Origin of the sequence: Marinobacterium aestuariivivens, assembly GCF_042661465.1 — a bacterium.
Classification (GTDB): Bacteria; Pseudomonadota; Gammaproteobacteria; order Pseudomonadales; family Balneatricaceae; genus Marinobacterium_A; species Marinobacterium_A aestuariivivens.
The window spans coordinates 1768746-1790548 of sequence record NZ_JBHSWE010000001.1; the positions used below are offsets into that span (position 1 = coordinate 1768746).

General features: G+C 64.2%; 17 protein-coding genes and 2 pseudogenes. 13 read left to right on the top strand and 6 right to left on the bottom strand.

The features are described from left to right. Nucleotides 1-5: 5 nt before the first annotated feature. Complete coding sequence (locus ACFQDL_RS09250) at nucleotides 6-971, bottom strand: alpha/beta hydrolase (RefSeq protein ID WP_379908746.1); 966 nt, start codon at nucleotides 969-971, stop codon at nucleotides 6-8. Between the two features lie 117 nt (nucleotides 972-1088). Between ACFQDL_RS09250 and ACFQDL_RS09255 the strand changes: the two genes are divergently transcribed. The 4 genes from ACFQDL_RS09255 (at nucleotide 1089) to ACFQDL_RS09270 (ending at nucleotide 7497) form a co-directional block, all read left to right on the top strand. Beyond that, nucleotides 1089-4349 (top strand): mechanosensitive ion channel domain-containing protein, encoded by a 3261-nt coding sequence (locus ACFQDL_RS09255; protein ID WP_379908747.1) that lies wholly within the window; start codon nucleotides 1089-1091, stop codon nucleotides 4347-4349. Then, nucleotides 4350-4760: an acyl-CoA thioesterase gene (locus ACFQDL_RS09260; protein ID WP_379908748.1), complete on the top strand. Its 411-nt coding sequence runs from the start codon at nucleotides 4350-4352 to the stop codon at nucleotides 4758-4760. It begins immediately after the preceding gene. Nucleotides 4761-4784: 24 nt separating this feature from the next. Continuing rightward, complete coding sequence (locus ACFQDL_RS09265; protein WP_379908749.1) at nucleotides 4785-5168, top strand: DUF4870 family protein; 384 nt, start codon at nucleotides 4785-4787, stop codon at nucleotides 5166-5168. Nucleotides 5169-5316: 148 nt separating this feature from the next. Next, the gene (locus ACFQDL_RS09270) at nucleotides 5317-7497 is read left to right on the top strand and encodes a malate synthase G (protein ID WP_379908750.1); all 2181 of its coding nucleotides are present in this window, start codon (nucleotides 5317-5319) and stop codon (nucleotides 7495-7497) included. A 116-nt stretch (nucleotides 7498-7613) separates the two neighbouring features. Here ACFQDL_RS09270 and ACFQDL_RS09275 read toward each other — a convergent pair whose 3' ends face one another. After that, a complete protein-coding gene (locus ACFQDL_RS09275) occupies nucleotides 7614-9215 on the bottom strand; it encodes a methyl-accepting chemotaxis protein (RefSeq protein WP_379908751.1) in 1602 nt (533 codons plus the stop codon). A 252-nt stretch (nucleotides 9216-9467) separates the two neighbouring features. Between ACFQDL_RS09275 and ACFQDL_RS09280 the strand changes: the two genes are divergently transcribed. The 9 genes from ACFQDL_RS09280 (at nucleotide 9468) to ACFQDL_RS09320 (ending at nucleotide 16977) form a co-directional block, all read left to right on the top strand. Next, entirely contained in the window at nucleotides 9468-9953 is a 486-nt protein-coding gene (locus tag ACFQDL_RS09280) for a hypothetical protein (RefSeq protein ID WP_379908752.1), read from the top strand. A 130-nt stretch (nucleotides 9954-10083) separates the two neighbouring features. Then, nucleotides 10084-10929 (top strand): NAD-dependent protein deacetylase, encoded by an 846-nt coding sequence (locus ACFQDL_RS09285; protein ID WP_379908753.1) that lies wholly within the window; start codon nucleotides 10084-10086, stop codon nucleotides 10927-10929. A gap of 34 nt (nucleotides 10930-10963) precedes the next feature. After that, nucleotides 10964-12340 (top strand): ATP-dependent RNA helicase DbpA, encoded by a 1377-nt coding sequence (gene dbpA / locus ACFQDL_RS09290; protein WP_379908754.1) that lies wholly within the window; start codon nucleotides 10964-10966, stop codon nucleotides 12338-12340. A gap of 103 nt (nucleotides 12341-12443) precedes the next feature. Beyond that, nucleotides 12444-13103 (top strand): 2OG-Fe(II) oxygenase, encoded by a 660-nt coding sequence (locus tag ACFQDL_RS09295; protein WP_379908755.1) that lies wholly within the window; start codon nucleotides 12444-12446, stop codon nucleotides 13101-13103. 90 nt (nucleotides 13104-13193) lie between these two features. Continuing rightward, nucleotides 13194-14111, top strand: a complete 918-nt coding sequence (osmF, locus tag ACFQDL_RS09300; RefSeq protein ID WP_379908756.1) for a glycine betaine ABC transporter substrate-binding protein OsmF — start codon at nucleotides 13194-13196, stop codon at nucleotides 14109-14111. Beyond that, nucleotides 14111-15268: an ABC transporter permease gene (locus ACFQDL_RS09305; RefSeq protein WP_379908757.1), complete on the top strand. Its 1158-nt coding sequence runs from the start codon at nucleotides 14111-14113 to the stop codon at nucleotides 15266-15268. The genes osmF and ACFQDL_RS09305 overlap by 1 nt, the downstream gene beginning before the upstream one ends. A gap of 28 nt (nucleotides 15269-15296) precedes the next feature. Next, nucleotides 15297-15428 (top strand): hypothetical protein, encoded by a 132-nt coding sequence (locus ACFQDL_RS09310; RefSeq protein ID WP_379908758.1) that lies wholly within the window; start codon nucleotides 15297-15299, stop codon nucleotides 15426-15428. Further along, nucleotides 15386-16240, top strand: coding sequence for an ABC transporter ATP-binding protein (locus tag ACFQDL_RS09315; protein WP_379908759.1), 855 nt, complete (start codon nucleotides 15386-15388; stop codon nucleotides 16238-16240). Before ACFQDL_RS09310 ends, ACFQDL_RS09315 begins: the two co-directional genes overlap by 43 nt. Before the next feature lie 2 nt (nucleotides 16241-16242). Continuing rightward, nucleotides 16243-16977, top strand: a complete 735-nt coding sequence (locus ACFQDL_RS09320) for an ABC transporter permease (RefSeq protein WP_379908760.1) — start codon at nucleotides 16243-16245, stop codon at nucleotides 16975-16977. Between the two features lie 4 nt (nucleotides 16978-16981). On the opposite strand, the pseudogene ACFQDL_RS09325 reads toward ACFQDL_RS09320, so the two are convergent. From ACFQDL_RS09325 to ACFQDL_RS09340, 4 genes and pseudogenes are all read right to left on the bottom strand, one after another. Continuing rightward, nucleotides 16982-18525, bottom strand: a pseudogene (locus ACFQDL_RS09325) (GNAT family N-acetyltransferase). Between the two features lie 106 nt (nucleotides 18526-18631). Further along, nucleotides 18632-19731 (bottom strand): annotated as a pseudogene (locus tag ACFQDL_RS09330) (ABC transporter permease). Continuing rightward, nucleotides 19731-20678, bottom strand: coding sequence for an ABC transporter ATP-binding protein (locus ACFQDL_RS09335; protein ID WP_379908761.1), 948 nt, complete (start codon nucleotides 20676-20678; stop codon nucleotides 19731-19733). Before ACFQDL_RS09335 ends, ACFQDL_RS09330 begins: the two are co-directional and overlap by 1 nt. Continuing rightward, the gene (locus ACFQDL_RS09340; protein ID WP_379908762.1) at nucleotides 20675-21643 is read right to left on the bottom strand and encodes an HlyD family secretion protein; all 969 of its coding nucleotides are present in this window, start codon (nucleotides 21641-21643) and stop codon (nucleotides 20675-20677) included. The genes ACFQDL_RS09335 and ACFQDL_RS09340 overlap by 4 nt, the downstream gene beginning before the upstream one ends. Nucleotides 21644-21803: the final 160 nt, after the last annotated feature.

Below are 21803 nucleotides of genomic sequence, written 5' to 3' on the forward strand. Positions count from 1 at the left end.
TGACCTCAGGCCGCCCGCAGCACCCGGCTGAGCAGGCGTCCGATCGGCGCGAATGCCTGCTGCCGCAGCGCCAGCGTTTCGTTGACAAGATGGTGTCGGGCCTCGTCGATCAGTTCCAGCTGCAGCGACGGATAGAGTCTCTGCAGTACCTGGACATTGTGACGCCAGTCCACGGTGCCGTCCAAGGTCCCCTGTACCACCAGCGGCTCGCCCGGCAGCGGCGTACTCGACTCGATCTGCCCGATCCATTCGAGCATGGCCCCGACCCAGCTGACGGCGACATAAGGGTGCTGCAACGGGTCCTCCTCGCGCACAAAACGTACGAACGCCGGGTCGCCTGAATTCTCGCTGTATATACGCTTGACGTACTTCAGGAAACGTCCGAACCAGCGGTACTTGCGCTGAATCATCTCCAGCATCATCGGCCTGACCAGCGGCGCCAGGTAGATACGGCCCGCCACCGGCCACTGCCGGGATGCCGCCGTGGCGGTGCGCTGCTGCTCCATCAGAATGGCGGCGCCGGTACTCTGTCCGATCATGACCCAGGGACCCGCCAGCCCGTCGCGGTGGCGTTCCAGCAATGTCGACAACTGGCTGGCGTAGGTGGAAAAATGATCGATCGAGAGTGCGCCGCCACCGGACAGGCCATGACCGGGCAGGTCATAGATCAGCACGCGCCAGTTGTGCTGCAACAGATAGTCGACCAGGTGGCGATAAAGACCGGCGTGATCCATATAGCCGTGCACCAGGATGGCGGTGCCGTAGGCCGGCCGCAGCGGTCGATACAGCTGTACGACCAGCGACAGCGGCCCGATCCGCTCGATCCCCATGCCATAGCGGCAGCGGGACATCAGTGGCGTCAGGCCATAATGCGCCAGGTACGCCTGCAGCGGCGGTGCACAGAGGGTGACATCCTGGGGTGAGAAGGCATCGAGGCCGTCGCGGATCTGTTTCGGATCGAATACTGTCATGGCGCCTCCCGGGCGGCGGGTCCAGTTCCCCCGGCTTCGTCAGCTGTTAACCCGTCGCTAAGCTCTTCAATTCAAGACTATATTGAACTCAACCCATTAGCACGGCCTTACAGCAATATGAAAGATTGGTTGCCGATTCTGCTGCTGGCACTGTCCCTGATCGCTCCGGTACGAGCAGACGTGGCCGACACTATCGACCAGATCAACAGCCGCCTGCAGCGCTACGAAGGCAAGACGCTGAGCCCGGAGGAGGAACAGGCCAAAAACGACTACAGCGAAGTCCTCACGGCGCTGCAGGACCAGAAGGCGCAGCTGGAAAAAGTCGCCGCGCTGCGCCAGGAGCTGGTCGAGCAACCCCGTCAGATCAGTGCGCTGAAGCAAAAACAGCAACAGGACACACAGGCGGAAAAGCCGCTGCCACCTCTGGAGAAGCTCGGCAATGACGAACTGCAGCAACGCCTGACCCTGACGAAGGCCTCGCTGCTGGAACAGCAGAAGGCCCGGGATCAGCTGGAACAGGATATTGCCCATGCGGAAAAGCAGCAACTGGCGCTTCAGCAACAGCTGGCGGAGTTGAAGCCGGCTCTGGAAAACGGCGCGGCCCCCACCGCATCTTCAGGCAGCGAAACCGCCCAGATGCTGTACGAGGCGCGCCTGGAAGCGCGCAACCTGCGCAAGCAGGCACTGGAACTCGAATTGCTGACGCTGCCGGGGCGCGCCGAACTGCACCGTATGCAGCTCGAGCAACTGAACACCGCCATCGCCCACAACGAAAGCGATCAGGAAAAACTCGAGTCCGCCATTCGAACACGGCTGCGCAGCCAGACCGAAGAAGCGCTCAGTGACCTGCGATCCCGGGAGCAGCGGGACAGCAACCCCATCGTGCAGCAGGCGAACGAGCAGAATATCCGTCTCAGCGAGCAGATGCACGACACCCTCTCGGCCATCGAGCGTACCGACCACCAGCGCCGGCAACTGGAGCAGCACCTCAAGGCCGTCGATGAAGCCTATCGCACCATTTCCCAGCAGCTCGAGCTGGAGATCCGGTATGTTGGCACCGAACTGCACCGGCTGCAGGCCAGCCTGATGCAGCGGCTGAAAACCGACACCACAAGGGCACGAATAAACGAACTGCGTCTGGAAAACCTGCAGCTGAGCAGGGACCTGATCAGCACCGAGCAGCAACTCGGCGGCGACGGCAGCCCCCGGATAGCTGACCTGCCGGCGCAGGCCCTGCCCCGTTACCGGCAGGCACTCAACGAGCGCATCGAACTGATCGGCCAGCTGCGAGACGCACACCTGAACCTGATCAGCGAGCTGTCGACGCTGCTGTCGGTACAGGCCAACATCAACGAACGCACCGCCCAGGCCCGGGACCTGATCGGCCGCAAGCTGCTCTGGCTGCCCAGCGTCGCACCGGTCGGCCTCGACTGGTTCGACGAGATCGCCCGCAGCCTGCCGCTCCTGGCGGAACGCTGGCGCCAGCGCGAAGACGCACCGTTGCTGCGTTACAGCGCCGGCCTCACCCTGACGGCGACGGGCCTCTGCGCCCTGACGCTGGCGGCGCTGCTGCTTTACTTTTACCAGAAGCGCAGGATGCCGCTGTGGAAACAGCAGATCGGCAATGTGATCCAGGACCGCTTCTGGAACCCGATCCGGCTGCTGCTTTTCGCCCCGCTCATCGCCGCCCCGCTGCCGCTGCTGCTGGTAATCGTGGCGACTCAGGCCCTGAATCCGGACCACCCCGCCTACCTCTCGCTCAGACCGGTACTGCTGGCGGCCGCCACGACGATCTGGGTGGTTCACAGCCTCAGGCTTTGGCTCGCGCCCGGGGCCGGGCTCTTCATCAGCCACCTCGGGCTCGAACCGGGACTGGCCCGCAGCCTGCGCCAGCGCCTGCTGTCGCTGCTGCTGATCTGCGGTCCACTGCTGCTGCTGCTGATCGTTATGTCCCACACGCCGCTCATCTCCATTACCGTCAAGTCGGGCCTCGAGCGCCTGCTGATGCTGGTCCTGACCGGCTGCATCACACTACTCTGGGGCAGTCTGCTGCCATCGGCCCCGCTGATCAACCGGCTCACCAGCAGCCGACGCTGGTGGAGCCAGGCGGAGATCTGGCTGGTTGCCCTGGTGATCTCAAACCTGATCATGATGGGCCTGATGCTCACAGGCTATGTGTTCACAGCCCAGGTGCTGATGCTACAGCTGCTGCTGGTGCTGCTGGCCTGCCTGGCCGTGTTCATCTACTACCGCCTCGGCATCCGCTGGCTGCTGATCGCCGAGCGCCGGCTGACCTTCGACCGCGCTCTGGCCCGCCGCGCCGAGATACAGGCGGCGCGGGAAAAGAATGAAGAGGAACCACCGGTCAAGACCGACTATCTCGATATACAGACCATTTCCGAGCAGTCCCGCAAGCTGCTCGCCACCCTGAGTCTGCTGTTGCTGTTCCTGCTGCTCTGGCTGATCCTGAGGGACTTCATGCCGGCGCTCGACATCCTGGACCGGCTGGTGCTCTGGTCGAGCCTGGACAACACCGTGGAAGGCGATTTCCTCACCGAGGTCACCCTCAAGGACCTGCTGTTCGGCCTGCTCTGGCTGGGTCTCAGTATCTTCGCCGCTTCCAACCTGCCGGGGCTGCTGGAACTGATCCTGCTGCGGCACCTGACCCTGAGTCCCGGCACCGGCTATGCGATCACCACCCTGATCAAGTACCTGCTGATCGTGATCGGCATTCTGGTCAGCACCAACACCCTCGGACTGCAGTGGTCCAAGCTGCAGTGGCTGGTGGCGGCGCTCGGCGTCGGCCTCGGTTTCGGCCTGCAGGAGATCGTGGCCAATTTCGTTTCCGGCCTGATCATCCTGTTCGAGAAGCCGGTACGCATCGGCGATACCGTCACCATCGGCGGCGTCAGCGGTACCGTCACCCGGATCCAGATCCGCAGCACCACCATCGTCGACTGGGACCGCAAGGAAGTGATCATCCCGAACAAGACCTTCATCACCGACCAGTTGATCAACTGGTCCCTGACCGACCCCACCACCCGGGTGGTGATACCGATCGGGATTGCCTACGGGTCCGATACCGACCGCGCCCGCGCGCTGATGATCGAGGCCGCACGGGATACCGAGCGGGTGCTTGACGAGCCTGCACCCGAAGCCTTCTTTGTCGGTTTCGGTGCCAGCACCCTGGATCTCGAACTGCGCCTGTTCGTCAGCGCCATGGCCGACCGCCTCGAAGTCACCCACCGGGTTAACACCGCCATCGCATGCAAGTTCCGCGCAGCCGGCCTCGAGATTGCGTTTCCGCAGCTGGACGTGCATCTTTATCCGGCGGATGGATCCACTACCGCACTGAAACCGCAACAGGGGGAATCCTGAATGTCGGCACCCGGCAAACTGATGCACAGCTGCACCCTGCCCCTGCGCTGGGGAGATATGGATGCCTATGGCCATCTCAACAACGTCGTCTATATCCGCTATCTCGAGGAGGCGCGGGTACAGTTGCTGCTGGGCTTGGGGGCCGGCCTGCAGCAGGAGGAGCAGGCTCCGGTCGTCATCAATGTCGGCTGTACCTTCCTGCGCCCGCTGGTCTACCCGGACAGCGTGCGAGTCGAATGCTATGTGTCGGAGCCCGGCCGCTCGAGCTTCATGATCCGCTACCGCCTCTACGGCGAGTCGGCCCCGGGACAACTGGCAGGCGAAGGCTATTCCAAGGTCGTATGGATGGACCAGAGCAGCGGCCGCTCGGTGCCGCTGCCCGACGCCATCCGCAGCCAGATCGAAGCCTGAGGGCAATGGAAAAGGAGTTTCAGGATGCCCAAGACGATCCCAATGGAACAGGACGGCGGCTATGCCCGGATCATCTACATTCTCTACCTGGTCAGCCTGGTCGTCGGCGTCACGGCACTGATCGGCGTGGTGATGGCCTATGTATACAGAGGCGAAGCGTCACCCTGGCTGCAGGACCATTATCGCTGGCAGATACGCACCTTCTGGATAGGACTTATGTATACAGTACTGGGCGCAATCCTGTCCGGTATCGGCATCGGCTTTCTGGTTCTGCTGTTCGCACTGGTCTGGTTCATCGTCCGCTGCGTCAAGGGGCTGCAGCGGCTGGAACGCCGCCAGCCCCCGCAAACCCCGCCAGCTGGTGGTTCTGAGGCCCGCCGGAAGGCGCATTTCGAATTGAATATTTAATTCAATTCTCATACTTTAGGGGCAATGGGGGCGACAAGCCACCAGAATTCGGTTAAATTACCGCGTCGCACAAAAGACAAGACATAGCCCAGTATCGGGTGCCTCGCCCCGTTCGGGACAGAAAGAACAATCAGAGAGGCAGTAGATAATGACTCTAAGGGTACAAAGCGGTGGCCTGCAGGTCGCCAAAAGTCTGTATGACTTCATCAATAATGAGGCGATGCCGGATACCGGTGTAACCGCAGAGCAGTTCTGGACGGCATTCGACAAGATTGTGCACGATCTTGCACCCCGTAACCGTGAACTCCTGACGAAGCGGGACCAGATTCAGGCCCAGATCGACAACTGGCATCTCGAGCGCAGAGGCCAGGCTTTCGATTATTCCGAGTACAAGTCCTTCCTCAGCGAGATCGGCTACCTGCTGCCCGAAGGGGAAGATTTCAGCGTCACCACCAGTAACGTCGATCCCGAGATGGCCACCATGGCCGGTCCGCAGCTGGTCGTGCCGGTGATGAACGCTCGCTATGCACTGAATGCCGCCAATGCCCGCTGGGGCAGCCTCTACGATGCCCTCTACGGCACCGATGCGATTCCCGCCGATGGCGGCGCGGAAGCCGGCAAGGGGTACAACCCGGTGCGCGGCGAGCGGGTCATCGCCTATGCCCGCGAGTTCCTCGACCAGGCCGTCCCGCTGGCCAGTGGCTCCCACAAGGATTCCACCGGCTACAGCATCGACAACGGCCAGCTGGTCGTGAGCCTCGCTGACGGCAGCAGCAGCGGCCTTCGGCAACCGGAAAAACTGTGCGGCTATCTCGGCGAAGACGCCGCGGCGCCGGCGTCCATCCTGCTGCGCAACAATGGCCTGCATTTCGAGATCCAGTTCGATCCGGGCACACCGGTGGGTCAGAGCGATGCTGCCGGCATCAAGGACATCGTCCTCGAAGCGGCGCTGACCACCATCATGGACTGCGAAGATTCGGTCGCCGCCGTCGATGCGGACGACAAGGTGCTGGTCTACCGCAACTGGCTGGGGCTGATGAAGGGCGACCTGTCCGAAGAGGTCAGCAAGGGCGACCGCACCGTCACCCGTCAGCTGAATCCGGACCGCGAATACCGCGGCCTCGACGGCCAGACGGTGACGCTGAAAGGCCGCAGCCTGATGTTCGTGCGCAACGTCGGTCACCTGATGACCAACAGCGCCATACTCGACCGCGACGGCAATGAAGTGCCCGAAGGCATCATGGACGGCATGGTCACGACCCTGATCTCGATCCACGACCTCAAGGGCAACGGTCGCTTCAGCAACACCACCACCGGCTCGACCTATATCGTCAAGCCGAAGATGCACGGCCCCGAAGAAGTGGCCTTCGCCAACGAACTGTTCGGTCGCATCGAGGAAGCCCTGGGGCTGGCACCGTTCACCATGAAAGTGGGCATCATGGACGAGGAACGTCGCACCTCCGTCAACCTCAAGGAGTGCATCCGCGCCGCCAGGGACCGTGTCGTCTTTATCAACACCGGTTTCCTCGACCGCACCGGCGACGAGATCCACACCTCGATGGAGGCGGGCCCGATGATCCGCAAGGGCGACATGAAGGGCGCCAAGTGGATCCAGGCCTACGAAGACTCCAATGTCGACATCGGCCTGGCCTGCGGCCTGCAGGGCCGTGCCCAGATCGGCAAGGGCATGTGGGCGATTCCGGACCAGATGGCGAACATGCTCAAGGCCAAGGTCGCACACCCGATGGCCGGCGCCAATACCGCCTGGGTACCGTCGCCGACCGCGGCGACGCTGCATGTGATGCACTACCACCAGGTGGATGTCTTCGCCCGCCAGGACGAACTCAAGAGCCGTGCGCGCGCCAGCGTCGACGATATCCTGACCATTCCGGTCGCGGACAACCCGAACTGGTCCGCCGAGGAGATCCAGCAGGAGCTGGACAACAATGCCCAGGGCATTCTCGGCTATGTGGTGCGCTGGGTCGACCAGGGCGTCGGCTGCTCCAAGGTGCCGGACATCAACGATGTCGGCCTGATGGAGGACCGCGCAACGCTGCGCATCTCGGCACAGCACATCGCCAACTGGCTGTACCACGGCATCTGCTCCGAAGCGCAGGTTATCGAAACCCTGCAGCGCATGGCGGCAGTGGTCGACCGTCAGAACAGCGATGACCCGCTGTACCGCCCGATGGCGCCAAACTTCGATGACAGCGTCGCCTTCCGTGCCGCCTGCGAGCTGGTGCTCAAGGGGCGCGAACAGCCGAGCGGCTACACCGAGCCGGTCCTGCACCGCCGCCGCATCGAGGCCAAGGCCAAGTACGGCGCCTGACGGGCGCATGCGATAAAAAGGGCGACCCTCAGGTCGCCCTTTTTCATGGTGACGCGTGATGCGTTACGCGAGAGCGGAATTGACACGTCACGCGTAACTTGTAACCTGTCACCGTCTCAATTCAGCGTCCGGAAGCGTGCCAGTATCTGATTCAGCTGCTGCATCTCCTCGCGGATCTGGCCGGTCGAGTCGACCACCGCGGCGGTATCCTCGCGGGTGTGGCCGGCCACGTCCGAGATACTGATCACGCGCTGGTCGATATCGGCGGCGACCTGGCTCTGCTGCTCCGCGGCGGTCGCGATCTGCAGACTCATGTTGCTGATGGTATCCACGGCATCGACAATCCGTCGCAGTGCCTGCTGGGCCAGCTGGGCCGAGTCAACGCTGGACCGTGCCTGACCGGTGCTCTGTTCGATCGACTCGACCGCGCGCTGCGCCTGCTGCTGCAGCCTCTCGATAATGGTACGAATTTCCAGCGTCGAGGCCTGGGTACGCTGCGCCAGGGTCCTGACCTCGTCCGCCACGACCGCGAACCCGCGACCGTGCTCGCCTGCGCGGGCCGCCTCGATCGCGGCATTGAGCGCCAGCAGGTTGGTCTGCTCCGCGACACCGGTAATCACCGTCAGCACCTTGTCGACCTCGGCGGTCTCCTGCGCCAGCAGCCGCATGTTTTCCGCCGACAGCTCCAGACTCCGGGACATTTCGCCGATCTGCTCGGCCGAGCGGTTGACGACGCTGTCACTGTTGCGCGCCTCCTCGTCGGCACAACGAGCCGCGTCGGCCGTCTGGCTGGCATTGGCCGCCACCTGCTGCACCGTGGTCGCCATTTCGGTCATCGCCACCGCGACCTGGTCGATCTCGCTGTACTGGCGCTGCACACCCTGATCGGCATCGGCCGTCGCCCGGGCGACGCTGTCGATATGCTCGCCCGAACGGCTGGCCGCACTGCGTACCTGCTGCACCAGATCCGCGATCTGCTCGCTCATGCCATTGAAAGACTGGAACATCCGCCCGACTTCATTATCCCCGTGCTCGATTTCGAAGCGGTGGCGGAAATCACCGGCGCCAACTTCGGCCAGATGCCGCTCCAGACGGACGATATTCTGCATCAGCATGCGCATGCCGAAGACCCGCCCGAGCACCACCAGCACCAGTATCAGCAGCACGCAGATAAAGGCGATCAGCAGGTTGTTGCGCAGATTGCTGTCGGAGGCGACCGTCAGCAGCGTGACGGCCTCGTTCATTTCACCCAGCAGGCTCTCGGACTGGCGCTGCAGCCCAGCCATCAGCCCGGGCTGAGGGTTATCCACATACTGCAGCAACTGGCGGCGATATTGCTGCCAGCTGCTGTCGACCACCTTCATCTGGTCGACGATCCGGGCATCGGTGAGCCGGTTCATGCCCTGCCCGGCATTGCCGTCGATGATATCGCGGTGCGAATGTTCGAACAGCGCTATGGTCTGATCCAGCTTCGCCCGCTGCTCGACGCCGGCGGCCACCAGCATCGCCTCCTTGGTCATTTTCTGGCTCAGCATGCGCTGGCGCCCGGCGATATTGATGGTCTGCGGATTGATCGACAGACTCAGATAGAGGGCTACACTGGAGGCAACGGCCAACAGGAAAATCAGTCCGTAAGACAACAGAAACTGGCGATCCAGCGTCTTGCATCCAAGCAGTCGCAGGGTTCTGTCAATGGTTCTGGCAACACTCTGATACATCCCGATTTCTCCTTTCGGCGCGGCACTGGGCAACGGCATTATCACTGTCCTGTTATCGGTATCACAGTGTGGCCCGATCTGACTCTACTACTTTAGACGCTGACATCGTTCGTTGCGTTGACAGGGGTCAGTTCCGCACAGCTCCCGGCCGGACCTGAAGCGGGTTGTCCGGGCATTCAGTCGGGCGACAGCCTTATGGACAGCCGACTCGGCCGCCTCTCGGGGCTGGAGACCATGAACATAGAGAGACCCATGACGATGCCAGAACAGTACCTGATCCGCCGCCTGAACGAACTGTTGCAACTGGCGGTGGAATCCAGCCTGGTGGAAGTATACGGTCCTCCCAGCCATCTCTATCACTGCGGTCTGTACAGCAACCAGACCAGCCTCTGGAGCCACTCCCCGGGTCTGCTGGAACCGCCGGACAGGGGCTACCTGATCACCGCCACCCCGAAAAGCGTCCTGCGCCTGGCAATCCTCAGCAATGAAGCCGTCAAGCCGCTGTTCGATGAGCAGGTAGCCAATCCGGAAGGCCTCGGACGCGCCCTGGAAACCATCTGCGGGACCATCGAGTACTACTGCCCGCTGTGCGGTCTCGACGGCTTTGCCCTGACACCGCTGGACGGCGGCATCCATTACCGTCATATCGTGCTGTTCCGCCCGCTGGATGCGCTGAATCTCTACGATATCGAGCCGTTGGAGCCTAAGGCGCAACGTGACGGTGACGGTGACGGGTGACGGGTCGCCGCCAGGGATGGCGGCTGTGCCTGCAATGCAGGAGCAGTTGTCGGTAGACGGTTGACTGTATCCAAACCACGGATGCGCGTTAAAGTAAGATCTTTCCTTTAGCCAATCGACCCGTGCGTCCATGACCGAGACAGAACTGCAACACACCTGCGCCCGGCTGCAGGACTTCATCGACCGCCACCCGCGGCTGTTCGTGCTGACCGGGGCCGGCATCAGCACCGAGTCCGGCATTCCCGACTACCGGGACCATCAGGGCAACTGGAAGCGCCAGCCGCCGGTCGATCATCACGACTTTGTCGGCAACCCGGGCTGCCGGCAGCGTTTCTGGGCCCGCAGCCTGGCCGGCTGGCCGCTGATGGCCGCGGCCAGGCCCAACGATGCCCATCAGGGGCTGGCACGGCTGGAACAGCGGCAACGCATCGAGCTGCTGGTCACCCAGAACGTCGACGGACTCCACCAGCAGGCGGGGCACACAAACGTCCTGGACCTGCACGGCCGTTCCGACCGCGTGATCTGCCTTGGCTGTGGCCAGCGCTATGCCCGCGACAGCATCCAGCAGCGCCTGTCCCGGGACAACCCGCACTACGATGGCCAACCGGCAGCCGCTGCGCCCGACGGCGATGCCGACCTGGAAATGGATTTCAGCGCTTTTCGCGTCCACGACTGCGAACGGTGCGGCGGCATCCTCAAGCCCGATGTGGTGTTCTTCGGCGATCAGGTGCCACGACAACGGGTGACCGAGGCGCTGGCCGCCCTGGAAAGAGCCGATGCGATGCTGGTGGTCGGCTCGTCGCTGATGGTGTATTCGGGTTTTCGTTTCTGCCGCCAGGCCGCCGCACTGGGCAAGCCTGTCGCGGCGCTCAACCTCGGCCGAACCCGCGCCGACGCGTTGCTGGCACTCAAGCTCGAGGCGCCGGCAAGCCCTGTGCTCGGACGGCTGAGCGCGCGGACCTCGAATCCACTATAATGGCCGCTTTCACCCAGCCCATTGCGAGAATCCCTTGACGTCCACGCCGTTCAACACCCTGCCACTGCCACCGGCGCTGCTCGATAACCTCAGTGCCATCGGCTATCACAAGATGACCGAGATTCAGCGCCAGAGCCTGCCGCTGCTGCTGGCCGGGCGCGACCTGATCGCCCGGGCCAAGACCGGCAGCGGCAAGACAGCGGCCTTCGGCATCGGCCTGCTATTGCAGCTGGACCCGGCCCGCTACAGCCCACAGTCGCTGGTCCTCTGCCCGACCCGCGAGCTGGCCACCCAGGTCGCCCAGGAACTGCGCCGCCTGGCCCGTTTTCTGCCGAACATCAAGATCCTGACGCTCTCCGGCGGCACCCCGATCGGTCCTCAGATCGGCTCCCTCGAGCACGGTGCCCATGTCATCGTCGGCACGCCCGGACGCATCCGCGACCATCTGCGCAAGCAGACGCTGAAGCTCGACCATATCCGCACCCTGGTGCTGGACGAGGCCGACCGCATGCTGGACATGGGTTTTCGCGACGAGATACGCCAGATTGCCGCCGAAACCCCGGCCGGGCGCCAGACCCTGCTGTTCTCGGCCACCTACCCGGACGAGATTCAGCGCCTCTCCGGTGACTTTCAGCGCGACCCGGCCCAGGTCATCCTAGAGGAAGCGCCCAGCCCTCTGCAGATCCAGCAGTGCTTCTTCGAGACCGACCGGGACGGTCAGTTGGGCGCACTGCACCGACTGCTGCTGCACTATCAGCCCGAGGCCGCGGTAATCTTCTGCAATACCAAACAGAGCTGCAACGATGTCGGCGACTACCTCAACGGTCACGGCTTCAGTGCCCTGGTGCTGCACGGGGATCTGGACCAGCGCGATCGCGACCAGGTCCTGGTGCGCTTCGCCAACCGCAGCTGCCCGCTGCTGATCGCCACCGACGTCGCCGCCCGCGGCCTCGATATTGAGGACCTGCCCTGCGTCATCAACTTCGAACTGACACGCAGCGCCGATACCCATACCCACCGTATCGGCCGCACCGGACGTGCCGGTCGCGAAGGCCTGGCGCTCAACCTGGTGCTGCCGTCGGAGGCCCACAAGGTCAATGCCATTGCCGACCAGCTGCAGCTGGATCCCGAGTTCCTGGCACTGCCGGCGGAAAGCGTCGACCAGAGACCGGCCCCTGCACCGATGGCGACCCTGGCGATCAATGGCGGACGCAAGAACAAGATCCGTCCGGGCGATATCCTCGGCGCCCTGACCGGCGACGCCGGCATCGCCGGCAACCAGGTCGGCAAGATCGATGTGTTCGACTTCGTCACCTATGTCGCGGTGCAGCGTAGCGAAGCGTCGAAGGCCCAGGACCGCCTGCAGAAGGGCACCATCAAGGGCCGCAAGTTCCGGGTAAGAAAGCTGTAGGGGTGGTGACGCGTAACGCGTCACCCGTCACCAGCGAAAACAATGGACAAACCGTCCATTCCGGCGTATATCGTGCGCTCTGATCACTTTCCGAGCAACGCGCTTGAATACGATATACACCCCGCCTGTCGATACCGAGGCCCTGTTCGACCGGATCGCCGACGCCCTGACCACCACCGGCTACTGCATTTATCCACAGGCGCTGCCTGTCACCCTGACCGAAGCGCTGCGCGACTATCTGCTCCGGCTCGACGACGAGGAGTTCCGCCGTGCCGGTATCGGACGCGATCAGGAGCACCAGCTGAACCGGTCGGTGCGCAGCGACAAAATTCGCTGGCTGACACCGGCCAACCCGCGCGAAGCACTCTATCTGGAGTGGATGGAGGCTCTGCGCCTGGGGATCAACCGCCGGCTGATGATGGGGCTGTTCGATTACGAGTGCCACTTCGCCCGCTACCCGGAAGGGGCCTTCTACCGCCGCCATCTCGATGCCTTCCAGGGTCGCACCAACCGGGTCCTGTCGACTGTCTTTTACCTCAACCCCGGGTGGACGGAAGCGGATGGCGGCGAGCTGCTGATCTACGCCGATGAACAGAGCCGGGAACCGGTCGAACGGGTGCTGCCGAGCTACGGCACCCTGGTGGTCTTTCTCAGCGACCGCTTCCCCCACGAGGTGCTGCCGGCCGGCCGCGAGCGCCTCAGCCTGACCGGCTGGTACCGCATCAACAACAGTCTCGGCGGACAGGTGGATCCGCCGCGCTGACAGTCCTTTGACAAAAGGTATGGGTTTACCTCGGCGCCCGGTGCTCTATCATGTAGAGCATTGAGCACTGGATCAGGTAACCAAGGAGAGATGAACATGATCAGGACCTATCTGGCGGCCGGGCTGATGGCCCTGACCTTGCTGGCCGGGGGCGCGCGGGCCGCCGACCCGGTCGTGGTCTCGTCGAAGATCGATACGGAGGGGTCGGTGCTCGGCAACCTGATCCTGCTGACGCTGGAGCAGGCCGGCATTCCGGTCGAAAACCGCATTCAGCTCGGCGGCACCAGTATCGTCCGCGGTGCGCTGCTGGCCGGCGAAATCGACATCTACCCCGAGTATACCGGCAACGGCGCCTTCTTCTTCGACATGGCCGACAATCCGGTATGGAAAAGTGCCGCCGAGTCCTATGCCCTGGTGAAGGAGCGCGATCTGTCGGAGAACGGCATCGTCTGGCTGACGCCGGCGAATGCCAACAATACCTGGGCCATGAGTGTCAGGGGCGACCTGGCACGGGCGCAGGGACTGGAAAGCCTCGAGGATCTGGCCGGCTACCTGAATAATGGCGGCGAGTTCAAGTTCGCCGCCAGCAGCGAATTCATCGAATCCCCCAGTGCCCTGCCCGCCTTCCAGTGGGCCTACGGCTTCGAACTGAGCAGCGACCAGTTGGTGGTGCTGTCCGGCGGCAACACCGCCGCCACCATTCGCGCCGCGGCCCTGGGCACCAATGGCGTCAACGGCGCCATGGCCTATGGTACCGATGGCGGCCTCGCCGCACTGGATCTGAAGGTACTCAGGGATACCCAGGGCGTGCAGCCGGTCTACCAGCCCACGCCGATTGTGCGCCAGGCGGTGCTGGAGACCTACCCGCAGATCGCCGAAGTCCTGAAACCGGTGTTCGAGGCTCTCGATCTGGAAGTCCTGCAACAACTCAACGGCGATGTCGCGGTCAATGGCGCCGATCCGCGTCAGGTCGCCGAGCGCTTCCTCGCGACACTGCCGGCGAATTGATGCCGGCAGCCGCCGCCAACCGGGTCATACAGGTCCTGTGCCTGCTCGCGCTGGCGGCCCTGCTGGGCCTGAGTTTCGGCAGCGTCCAGCCCAACCGCATCGTCCCCGGTACCGATTTCGGGATCTTCGCGGCCCTCGGTCCCGCCGCTGCCGCCCCGGTGGCGCTGCTGGGCCTCGTCACGCTGCTCGCCTGGCGCCCCAACCCGCGGCGCTACTGCCTTGTCCTGACCGGCTGCATTCTGCTGCTCGGGGCCCTGCCCTGGGCACTGGCCTGGTTCGCACAGCAAAAAGTGCCGCCCGATCTGCCCTATGCCCGCGCCGGCACGGGCGCGGCCGTCTGGTGCCTGGCGTTTCTGCTGCTGCTGATCGCGGGCGAGGCCCTGCAGCGATTGCACAGCGGCTGGCTGAAACTGCCGCTCATCCTGCTGCCGTTGCTGTCGCTGCTGCTCTGCGCCGGCAATGGCGGACTCGAGCCACTGGCACTGATGCGCGAGTACAGCAGTCGCAGCGACCAGTTCGGCCGCGAGCTGCGCACGCACCTGCTGCTGGTGGCCGCCACCATCGGCTTTGCCCTGCTGCTCGGCTTTGCCCTCGGCGTGCTGGCAAGCCGCTCCGCCCTCTGGCGCCGGCCGATTTTTGCCGTCGTCAATTTTCTCCAGACCATTCCGAGCCTGGCCCTGTTCGGCCTGTTGATGGTGCCTCTGAGTTACCTCTCGGCCCATTCACCCTGGCTGCAGCAGCTCGGTGTCCGCGGTATCGGCTGGGCACCGGCGCTGCTGGCACTGATCGCCTACAGCCTGCTGCCGATGGTGCGCAACAGCTATGTCGCCCTGACCGAAGTCCCACCGGCGCTGATCGAAGCCGCCCGCGGCATGGGCATGAGCCGCAGACAGATCTTTCTCCAGGTCAGACTGCCGCTGGCGCTGCCGGTGATCTTCGAGGGCCTGCGGGTGACGACGGTCCAGGCCATCGGCCTGACCACCGTCGCAGCGCTGATCGGGGCCGGTGGCCTCGGCACCTTCGTGTTTCAGGGGCTGGGCCAGGCGGCCATGGACCTGGTACTGCTCGGCGCCATTCCGACGATCCTGCTGGCCCTGCTGGCGGACGTGCTGCTGGGCAGTTGCGCCGGGATATTCCGACACGGAGGCCGCGCATGACATCCCTATTGCAGAAGGCACCTTCGCCATGATTGAACTGATCAACGTCAGCAAGGGCTACGGCGATAGCTGGGCGGTGCAGGATCTGTCGCTGACCATCGAGCCGGGGAGTTCTGCGTGCTGGTCGGCACCTCCGGCTGCGGCAAGTCCACCACCCTGAAGATGATCAACCGGCTGATCCCGCTCAGCCGTGGTGAAATCCGTATCGACGGCGAGAATATCGAGCGCTGCGACGAGCAGACCCTGCGCCGCCGCATCGGCTATGCCATCCAGCATATCGGGCTCTTCCCCCACTGGACGGTCGCACGCAATATCGCGCTGGTACCACGCCTGCTGAAGTGGGACGAGGCGCGCATCAGGGACCGGGTCGAGGAGCTGCTGACCCTGTTCGGGCTGGAGCCCGCGCGCTTCGCCGACCAGCATCCGCACCAGCTGTCCGGCGGCCAGGCCCAGCGCGTCGGCGTCGCCCGGGCCCTGGCGGCCAACCCCAACATTCTGCTGATGGACGAGCCCTTCGGCGCCCTGGACCCGATCACCCGGGAAAACCTCCAGGCCGAGCTGCTGCGCATCCAGTCGCAGATACACAAGACCATCATCTTCGTCACCCACGATATCGACGAGGCCCTGAAACTGGCGACGCGCATCGCGGTGATGGACAAGGGCCGGCTGATCCAGTACGACACCCCGGAGCGGATTTTGCTCAACCCGGCCAGCGACTTCGTCGAGCGCCTGATCGGCAGCGACGAGCGGGGGCTGCGGGCGGCGGCCTGCACGCGCGTATCGGAGCGGCTCGAACCGCTGCTGGGGGAGCTTGAAACACCCGAAGGCTATGCGCTGCATCCGGGCGACAGCCTGAAGCTGGCGCTGTCGCGGATGCTCTGGCTCAAATCCGAACGGCTGCCGGTACTCGATGACGAGGGCCGGATGCTGGGCCAGGTTTCGCTGCGCCAGCTGATCGCGCGGGGGCGCTGAGCATGCCGGTCGCTGCCCGCTCGGCCGGCCTGCTGCTGTTGCCGGCGCTGCTGCTGACGCTCTGCGTCGGCATGGACTGGTTCGAGCCCTGGTTCGCGCTGATCGAAACCGACAGCCGCACTCTGATCTACGGTCGCGACAGCTTTCTCGCGCTGCTGCTGAGCCACTGTACGCTGGTGCTGCTGTCCAGCGCCCTGGCGGCACTGGTCGGGATCGCCATGGGCATCCTGGTGACGCGTCCCTCCGGTCGGGATTTCCTGCCCTTTGTCAGCCAGCTGGCGTCGGTCGGCCAGACCTTCCCGCCGGTGGCGGTGCTGGCGCTGGCGGTGCCGTTGCTGGGATTCGGCACCCTGCCGACCCTGGTCGCGCTGTTTCTGTACGGCCTTCTGCCGATCGTGCGCAACTGCATCGCCGGCCTCGACGGCATTTCCGCAAGTGTTCGGGAAGCCGCCCGCGGCATGGGGATGTCGCCGCTGCAGATCCTGCGTCAGGTGGAACTGCCGCTGGCGGCAGCGGTGATCCTGGCCGGCGTGCGCACCTCGGTGACACTGAACATCGCCACCGCCGCGCTAGGCTCCACCGTCGGCGCCCGCACCCTGGGCGATCCCATCATCGCCGGGCTGATCAACGGCAATGTCGCCTATGTGCTGCAAGGCGCCATCCTGGTGGGCCTGCTGGCACTGGCCACCGACCAGCTGTTCGACGCCTTGCAGCGGCGCCTCGACGTGCGCCGCTGAGCCCTCAGCGCTCGACCGGCTCCGCTCCCTTGCGCATCGACAGCTGATAGAGATCCTGACGGCGATCGCGCAGGTTGGTCACCGAGCCCTCGGCCCGCACCACCTTGAGCTTGTCGAGATCCAGATCCGAGAACATGATCATCTCGGTGTTAGGCGTGGTTTCGTTGAGCACCGCATCGTGGGGGAACATGAAGTCGGACGGTGAGAACACCGCCGACTGCGCATACTGGACGTCGAGGTTGTCGACGCTCGGCAGGTTGCCGACGCTGCCGGCGATGCAGACATAGCACTCGTTCTCGATCGCCCGCGCCTGGGCGCAGTGGCGTACCCGCAGATAGCTGTTCTTGGTATCGGTCCAGAAGGGTACGAACAGCACTTCCATGCCGCCGTCGGCCAGCAGCCGCCCCAGCTCCGGGAACTCGACGTCGTAGCAGATCAGGATGCCGATCTTGCCGGCGTCGGTATCGAATACCTGCAGCCCCTCGCCACCCTCGATGACCCAGTCGTTGCGCTCGTGGGGCGTGATATGCAGCTTGCGCTGCTCCTCGCAGCGACCGTCACGGTGACAGAGGTACGACACGTTGTAGAGACGCTCCTCCTCCAGCAGCGGCATGGAACCGGTGATGATATTGATGTTGTAGCTGACCGCCATCTGCAGCATCGCCTCGCGGAACTGCTCGGTGTAGCCGGCCAGGTAGCGGATCGCCTCGGTGCGCTGGGCCTGGTTGGTCAGTCCCATCAGGGCACCGTTGAAGAACTCCGGGAACAGCACGAAGTCGCTCTCGTATTCCGATACCGTGTCGACGAAATACTCCACCTGCTGCAGGATATCCTCGACCGAACGGATGGTACGCATCTGCCACTGCACCGCCCCGACCCTGATCTGGGTCTTGCGGGTACTGATCGGCAGCTCTTCCGGCTCGTAGAGTATATTGTCCCACTCCAGCAGCGTGGCGTAGCCGGCGGATTTCTCGTCCTCGGGCAGGTAACGGCGCAGCAACCGCTTGACGGTGAAGTCGTTGGCCAGCTGGAAGCTCAGGATGGGGTCGTGGATCTCCTTGCGCGCGACCTTGCCGATATACTCCTTGGCCGAGATCTCGTCGCTGTACTGGTGGTAGTTCGGAATTCGCCCCCTGCCAGCACCGCCCGCAGATTGAACTGGCGGCACAGCTCCTTGCGGGCGTCGTAGAGCCGCCGGCCGAGCCGGTAGCCGCGGTAGTCGGGATGGATCAGCACATCGAGACCGTAGAGGGCGTCGCCCTCGGGGTCGACATGAATCTCCTCCTTACGACCGATCAGGTCGTCGTAGGTATGGGGATTGCTGAACTTCTCGTAGCTGACCAGGGCCGTCAGCGCGATACCGACCACCTGTTCGTTATCGACGATACAGATCTGCCCTTCCGGAAACTCCTCGACGAGCTGACGGATGGTGGACTCGGGCCAGGCACCGCCAATATCGGGATAGACCAGGTCCATCAGTTTCTTGATCTGGGGATAGTCGTCGGTGGCGATATTCCGTAAACCGAGCTTGAGATCTTCGAGACTCATACTGCCTCCACTGTCATCCTTGCCGGCAAGCGCCGGGCTGCTGTATCAATTCAGAGTAATGGCTGCCACCGAAGTTGCAAGGCCGCAATGCCGGCGGCGCCCGCTATCAGTCCAGCCGCTTGCGAAAGCGCAGTACCGCCGCGGTCATGGTCAGCAGGAAGAAGCCGAGCAATATCGCCACTTCCGGCCATAGCAGCTCCAGACCGGCCCCGCGCAGCATGATGCCACGGATCAGCCGAACAAAGTGGGTCAGCGGCAACACCTCGGCGACCCACTGCGCCAGCACCGGCATGCCGTCGAACGGAAACATGAAGCCGGACAGCAGGATCGACGGTAGAAAAAGAAGAAGGTCAGCTGGGTGGCCTGGAACTGGGTTGCGACCTGCGTCGAGATCAGCAGCCCGAGCCCCAGGTTCGAGGCGATGAAGAGCAGCGATGCCAGGTAGACGTCCAGTAATGCGCCATTGACCGGAACATGGAACAGCAGGGCACCGATCCCGACGATCAGCGATACCTGGATCAGCCCGATCAGCACATAGGGCAGTATCTTGCCGACCATCAGTTCCAGCGAGCTGACCGGCGTATTGATCAGCAGTTCCAGGTTGCCGCGCTCGCGCTCGCGCACGACCGCAACGGCGGTGAACATCACCATCGTCATGGTCAGGATCACCCCGATCAGCCCCGGCACCACGAACACCGACGAGCGCCGTTCGGGGTTATAGAAGTTGCGTACCTCGAACAGTGCCGCATCGGCCTCGCGCCTTGGCGCGGTATCCATCTCCAGCTTCATCGCCGTCAGGCTGCGCGCCGTACCGAGAATGATCGGGTCGCTGCCGTTCACCATCAGCTGCGCCGCCGGGCGCACGACCTGCTGCAGACGACGGCCGAAGTCCGGCGGGATCAGCACCCCGACATCGATCTGCCCCTCGTCCAGCAGCCGCTGCAGCTCGGCGCCGGTCGCGACCCGCTGACGGACCCTCAGCACCTGGGAGGCTTCGAGCTGCTGCACCAGCTCGCGGGACAGTTCGGTGCCGGACTGGTCGGCAATCGCCGCCGAGAGGTGGCGCACATCGGTATTGATGGCATAGCCGAAAAGGATGATCTGCATCATCGGGATGCCGAAGATCATGCCGAAGGTGAGGCGGTCGCGCCGCAATTGCAGCACCTCCTTGCCCAGGATCGCCAGCAGCCGCTGCAATGCGCCCATCAGCCCTCTCCCCGGCCCGCGGCGGTATCCCGGGTGACGGCGACGAACACATCCTCGAGGCTCGGCGGCACTTCGAGGCTTGCAGCCTGGAGTCCGGCATGGCGCAGCCGACTGGAGACATGGCGGGCCGGTTCATCGACGCGGCGGGCCACCAGCACCCGCTGCCGGGTGCCGAGCTGGGTAATGCTGAGAATATCGGGGTCATCCGACAGTGTACGCTGCACGGCCCGGGGTTTTTCCGACTCCACCTGCACCACCCGGCAATCCATCTCCGACATCAGCCGGGCCGGCGGCCCGTCGGCCGCCAGCACGCCCTGATCGAGAATGGCCAGACGGTGGCAGCGCTCGGCCTCGTCCATGTAGTGGGTCGAGACCAGGATGGTCGTACCCTGCTCCACCAGTTCGAACAGCGCGTCCCAGAAATCGCGCCGGCTCTGCGGGTCCACCGCACTGGTCGGCTCGTCGAGAAGCAGCAGTTCCGGCCTGTGCAGCGTCGCCGCAGCCAGTGACAGCCGCTGGCGCTGGCCGCCGCTGAGGGTGCCGGCGAAGTGCCGGGCAAATCCCTCGAGCCGATACTGCTTCATTGCCTCGTCGATGCGCTGTCGGCGTTGCATGCGCGACAGGCCATAGATCCGGGCGATAAAACCGAGGTTCTCCAGCACTGTCAGGTCTTCATAGAGCGAGAAGCGCTGGGTCATGTAACCAATCTTCTGTTTCAGTTGCTCGGCTTCGCCGGGCACCTCGTGGCCGAGTACCCGGGCCGAGCCCTCACTGGGCATCAGCAGGCCGCAGAGCAGCCGTATCGTGGTCGACTTGCCGGATCCGTTGGGACCGAGGAAGCCATAGACCATGCCCCGGGGCACCTTCAGACTGAGATGGTTGACCGCCACCAGGTCGCCAAAGCGACGGGTGAGACCGCGGGCCTCGATGGCCGGCTCCGCGCTCATGGTCGCGGTGTCCGGAAGGTGACGCGCACCGGCAGCCCCGCCGGCAACGCTGCGGCGCTATCGCCACCGAGTTCGATTTCGGCGACATAGCTCAGGCGCGAGCGATCCCGCTCGGTCAGCGAGTAGAAGGGTGTGAAGCTGGCTTCGGAACTGATGCGACGGATGCGCCCCTCAAAGACCCCGTCGATGCCGTCAACCCGCACCAGAGCCTCGCTGCCGACCTGAAGACCAGCCCGCATCGGCTCGGGGACATAAACCCGCGCATAGGGAGCGGACCCCGCCAGCAACACCGCCACCACCTTGCCGGCCGGCGGTCGCTCGCCGACCTCGAACAGCAGTTCGTCGAGCCGGCCCGGTCCCGGCGCCACCAGCTGCAGACGTTCCAGTGTCAGTTGCAGCTGCTCGATCCGGGCCTGTGCCTGGGCCACCAGGGCTTCGGCCTGCTGCAACTCCTCGCGGGTGCTGCCGTGCAGCAGTTCGTTCAGCTCGGCGCCGGCAACCTCGACCGCGGCCCTGCCGGCCGAGAGCCGGGTCTGCGCGGCATCGACCGATTCCTCGCTGGCCAGCCGCCGGGGCTGCAACTTCTGCAGGCGCTGCAGCTCCCGGGCGGCATTCTCAGCCTCGGCCCGGGCGCCCGCCAGCCGGGCGCGGGCGGCCTCGATACGCTCGGGTCTGGGGCCACGGCGCAGTTCCGCCAGCCGGGCTCGCGCCTGATCGAGCGCCCCCTGCGCTTCGGCCAGGCGCGCCTTCAGGGTACGGTCGTCCTGCTGCAGAATCGGATCGCCCGGCTGAAGCCGCTCGCCCTCCCGCGCCTCGAGGCGCAGAATCGGCTCATCCAGCTCCGCGATCAGCTCTATACGGTCCCAGGCCAGCAGGCCGTTCAACGCCTCCTCCTCCTGCCAGGGACAGCCGGACAGCCCCATTGCCACCAGCAGCCAGAATGCCAGTCGCCGCCAATTCCTCATTGAATTCTCCCTGTCCGATGCTCCAACCTTACCCGATCCGCGGCGCCTGTCCATGTCCGCTCGCAAGCGGCCGAAAAAATAATACCGCAGGCACTGCGAGACTATTCCCGACACCCCGTTCTCTGTATAGAATTCGCGCAAATTCTGGCTATTGAGCTTG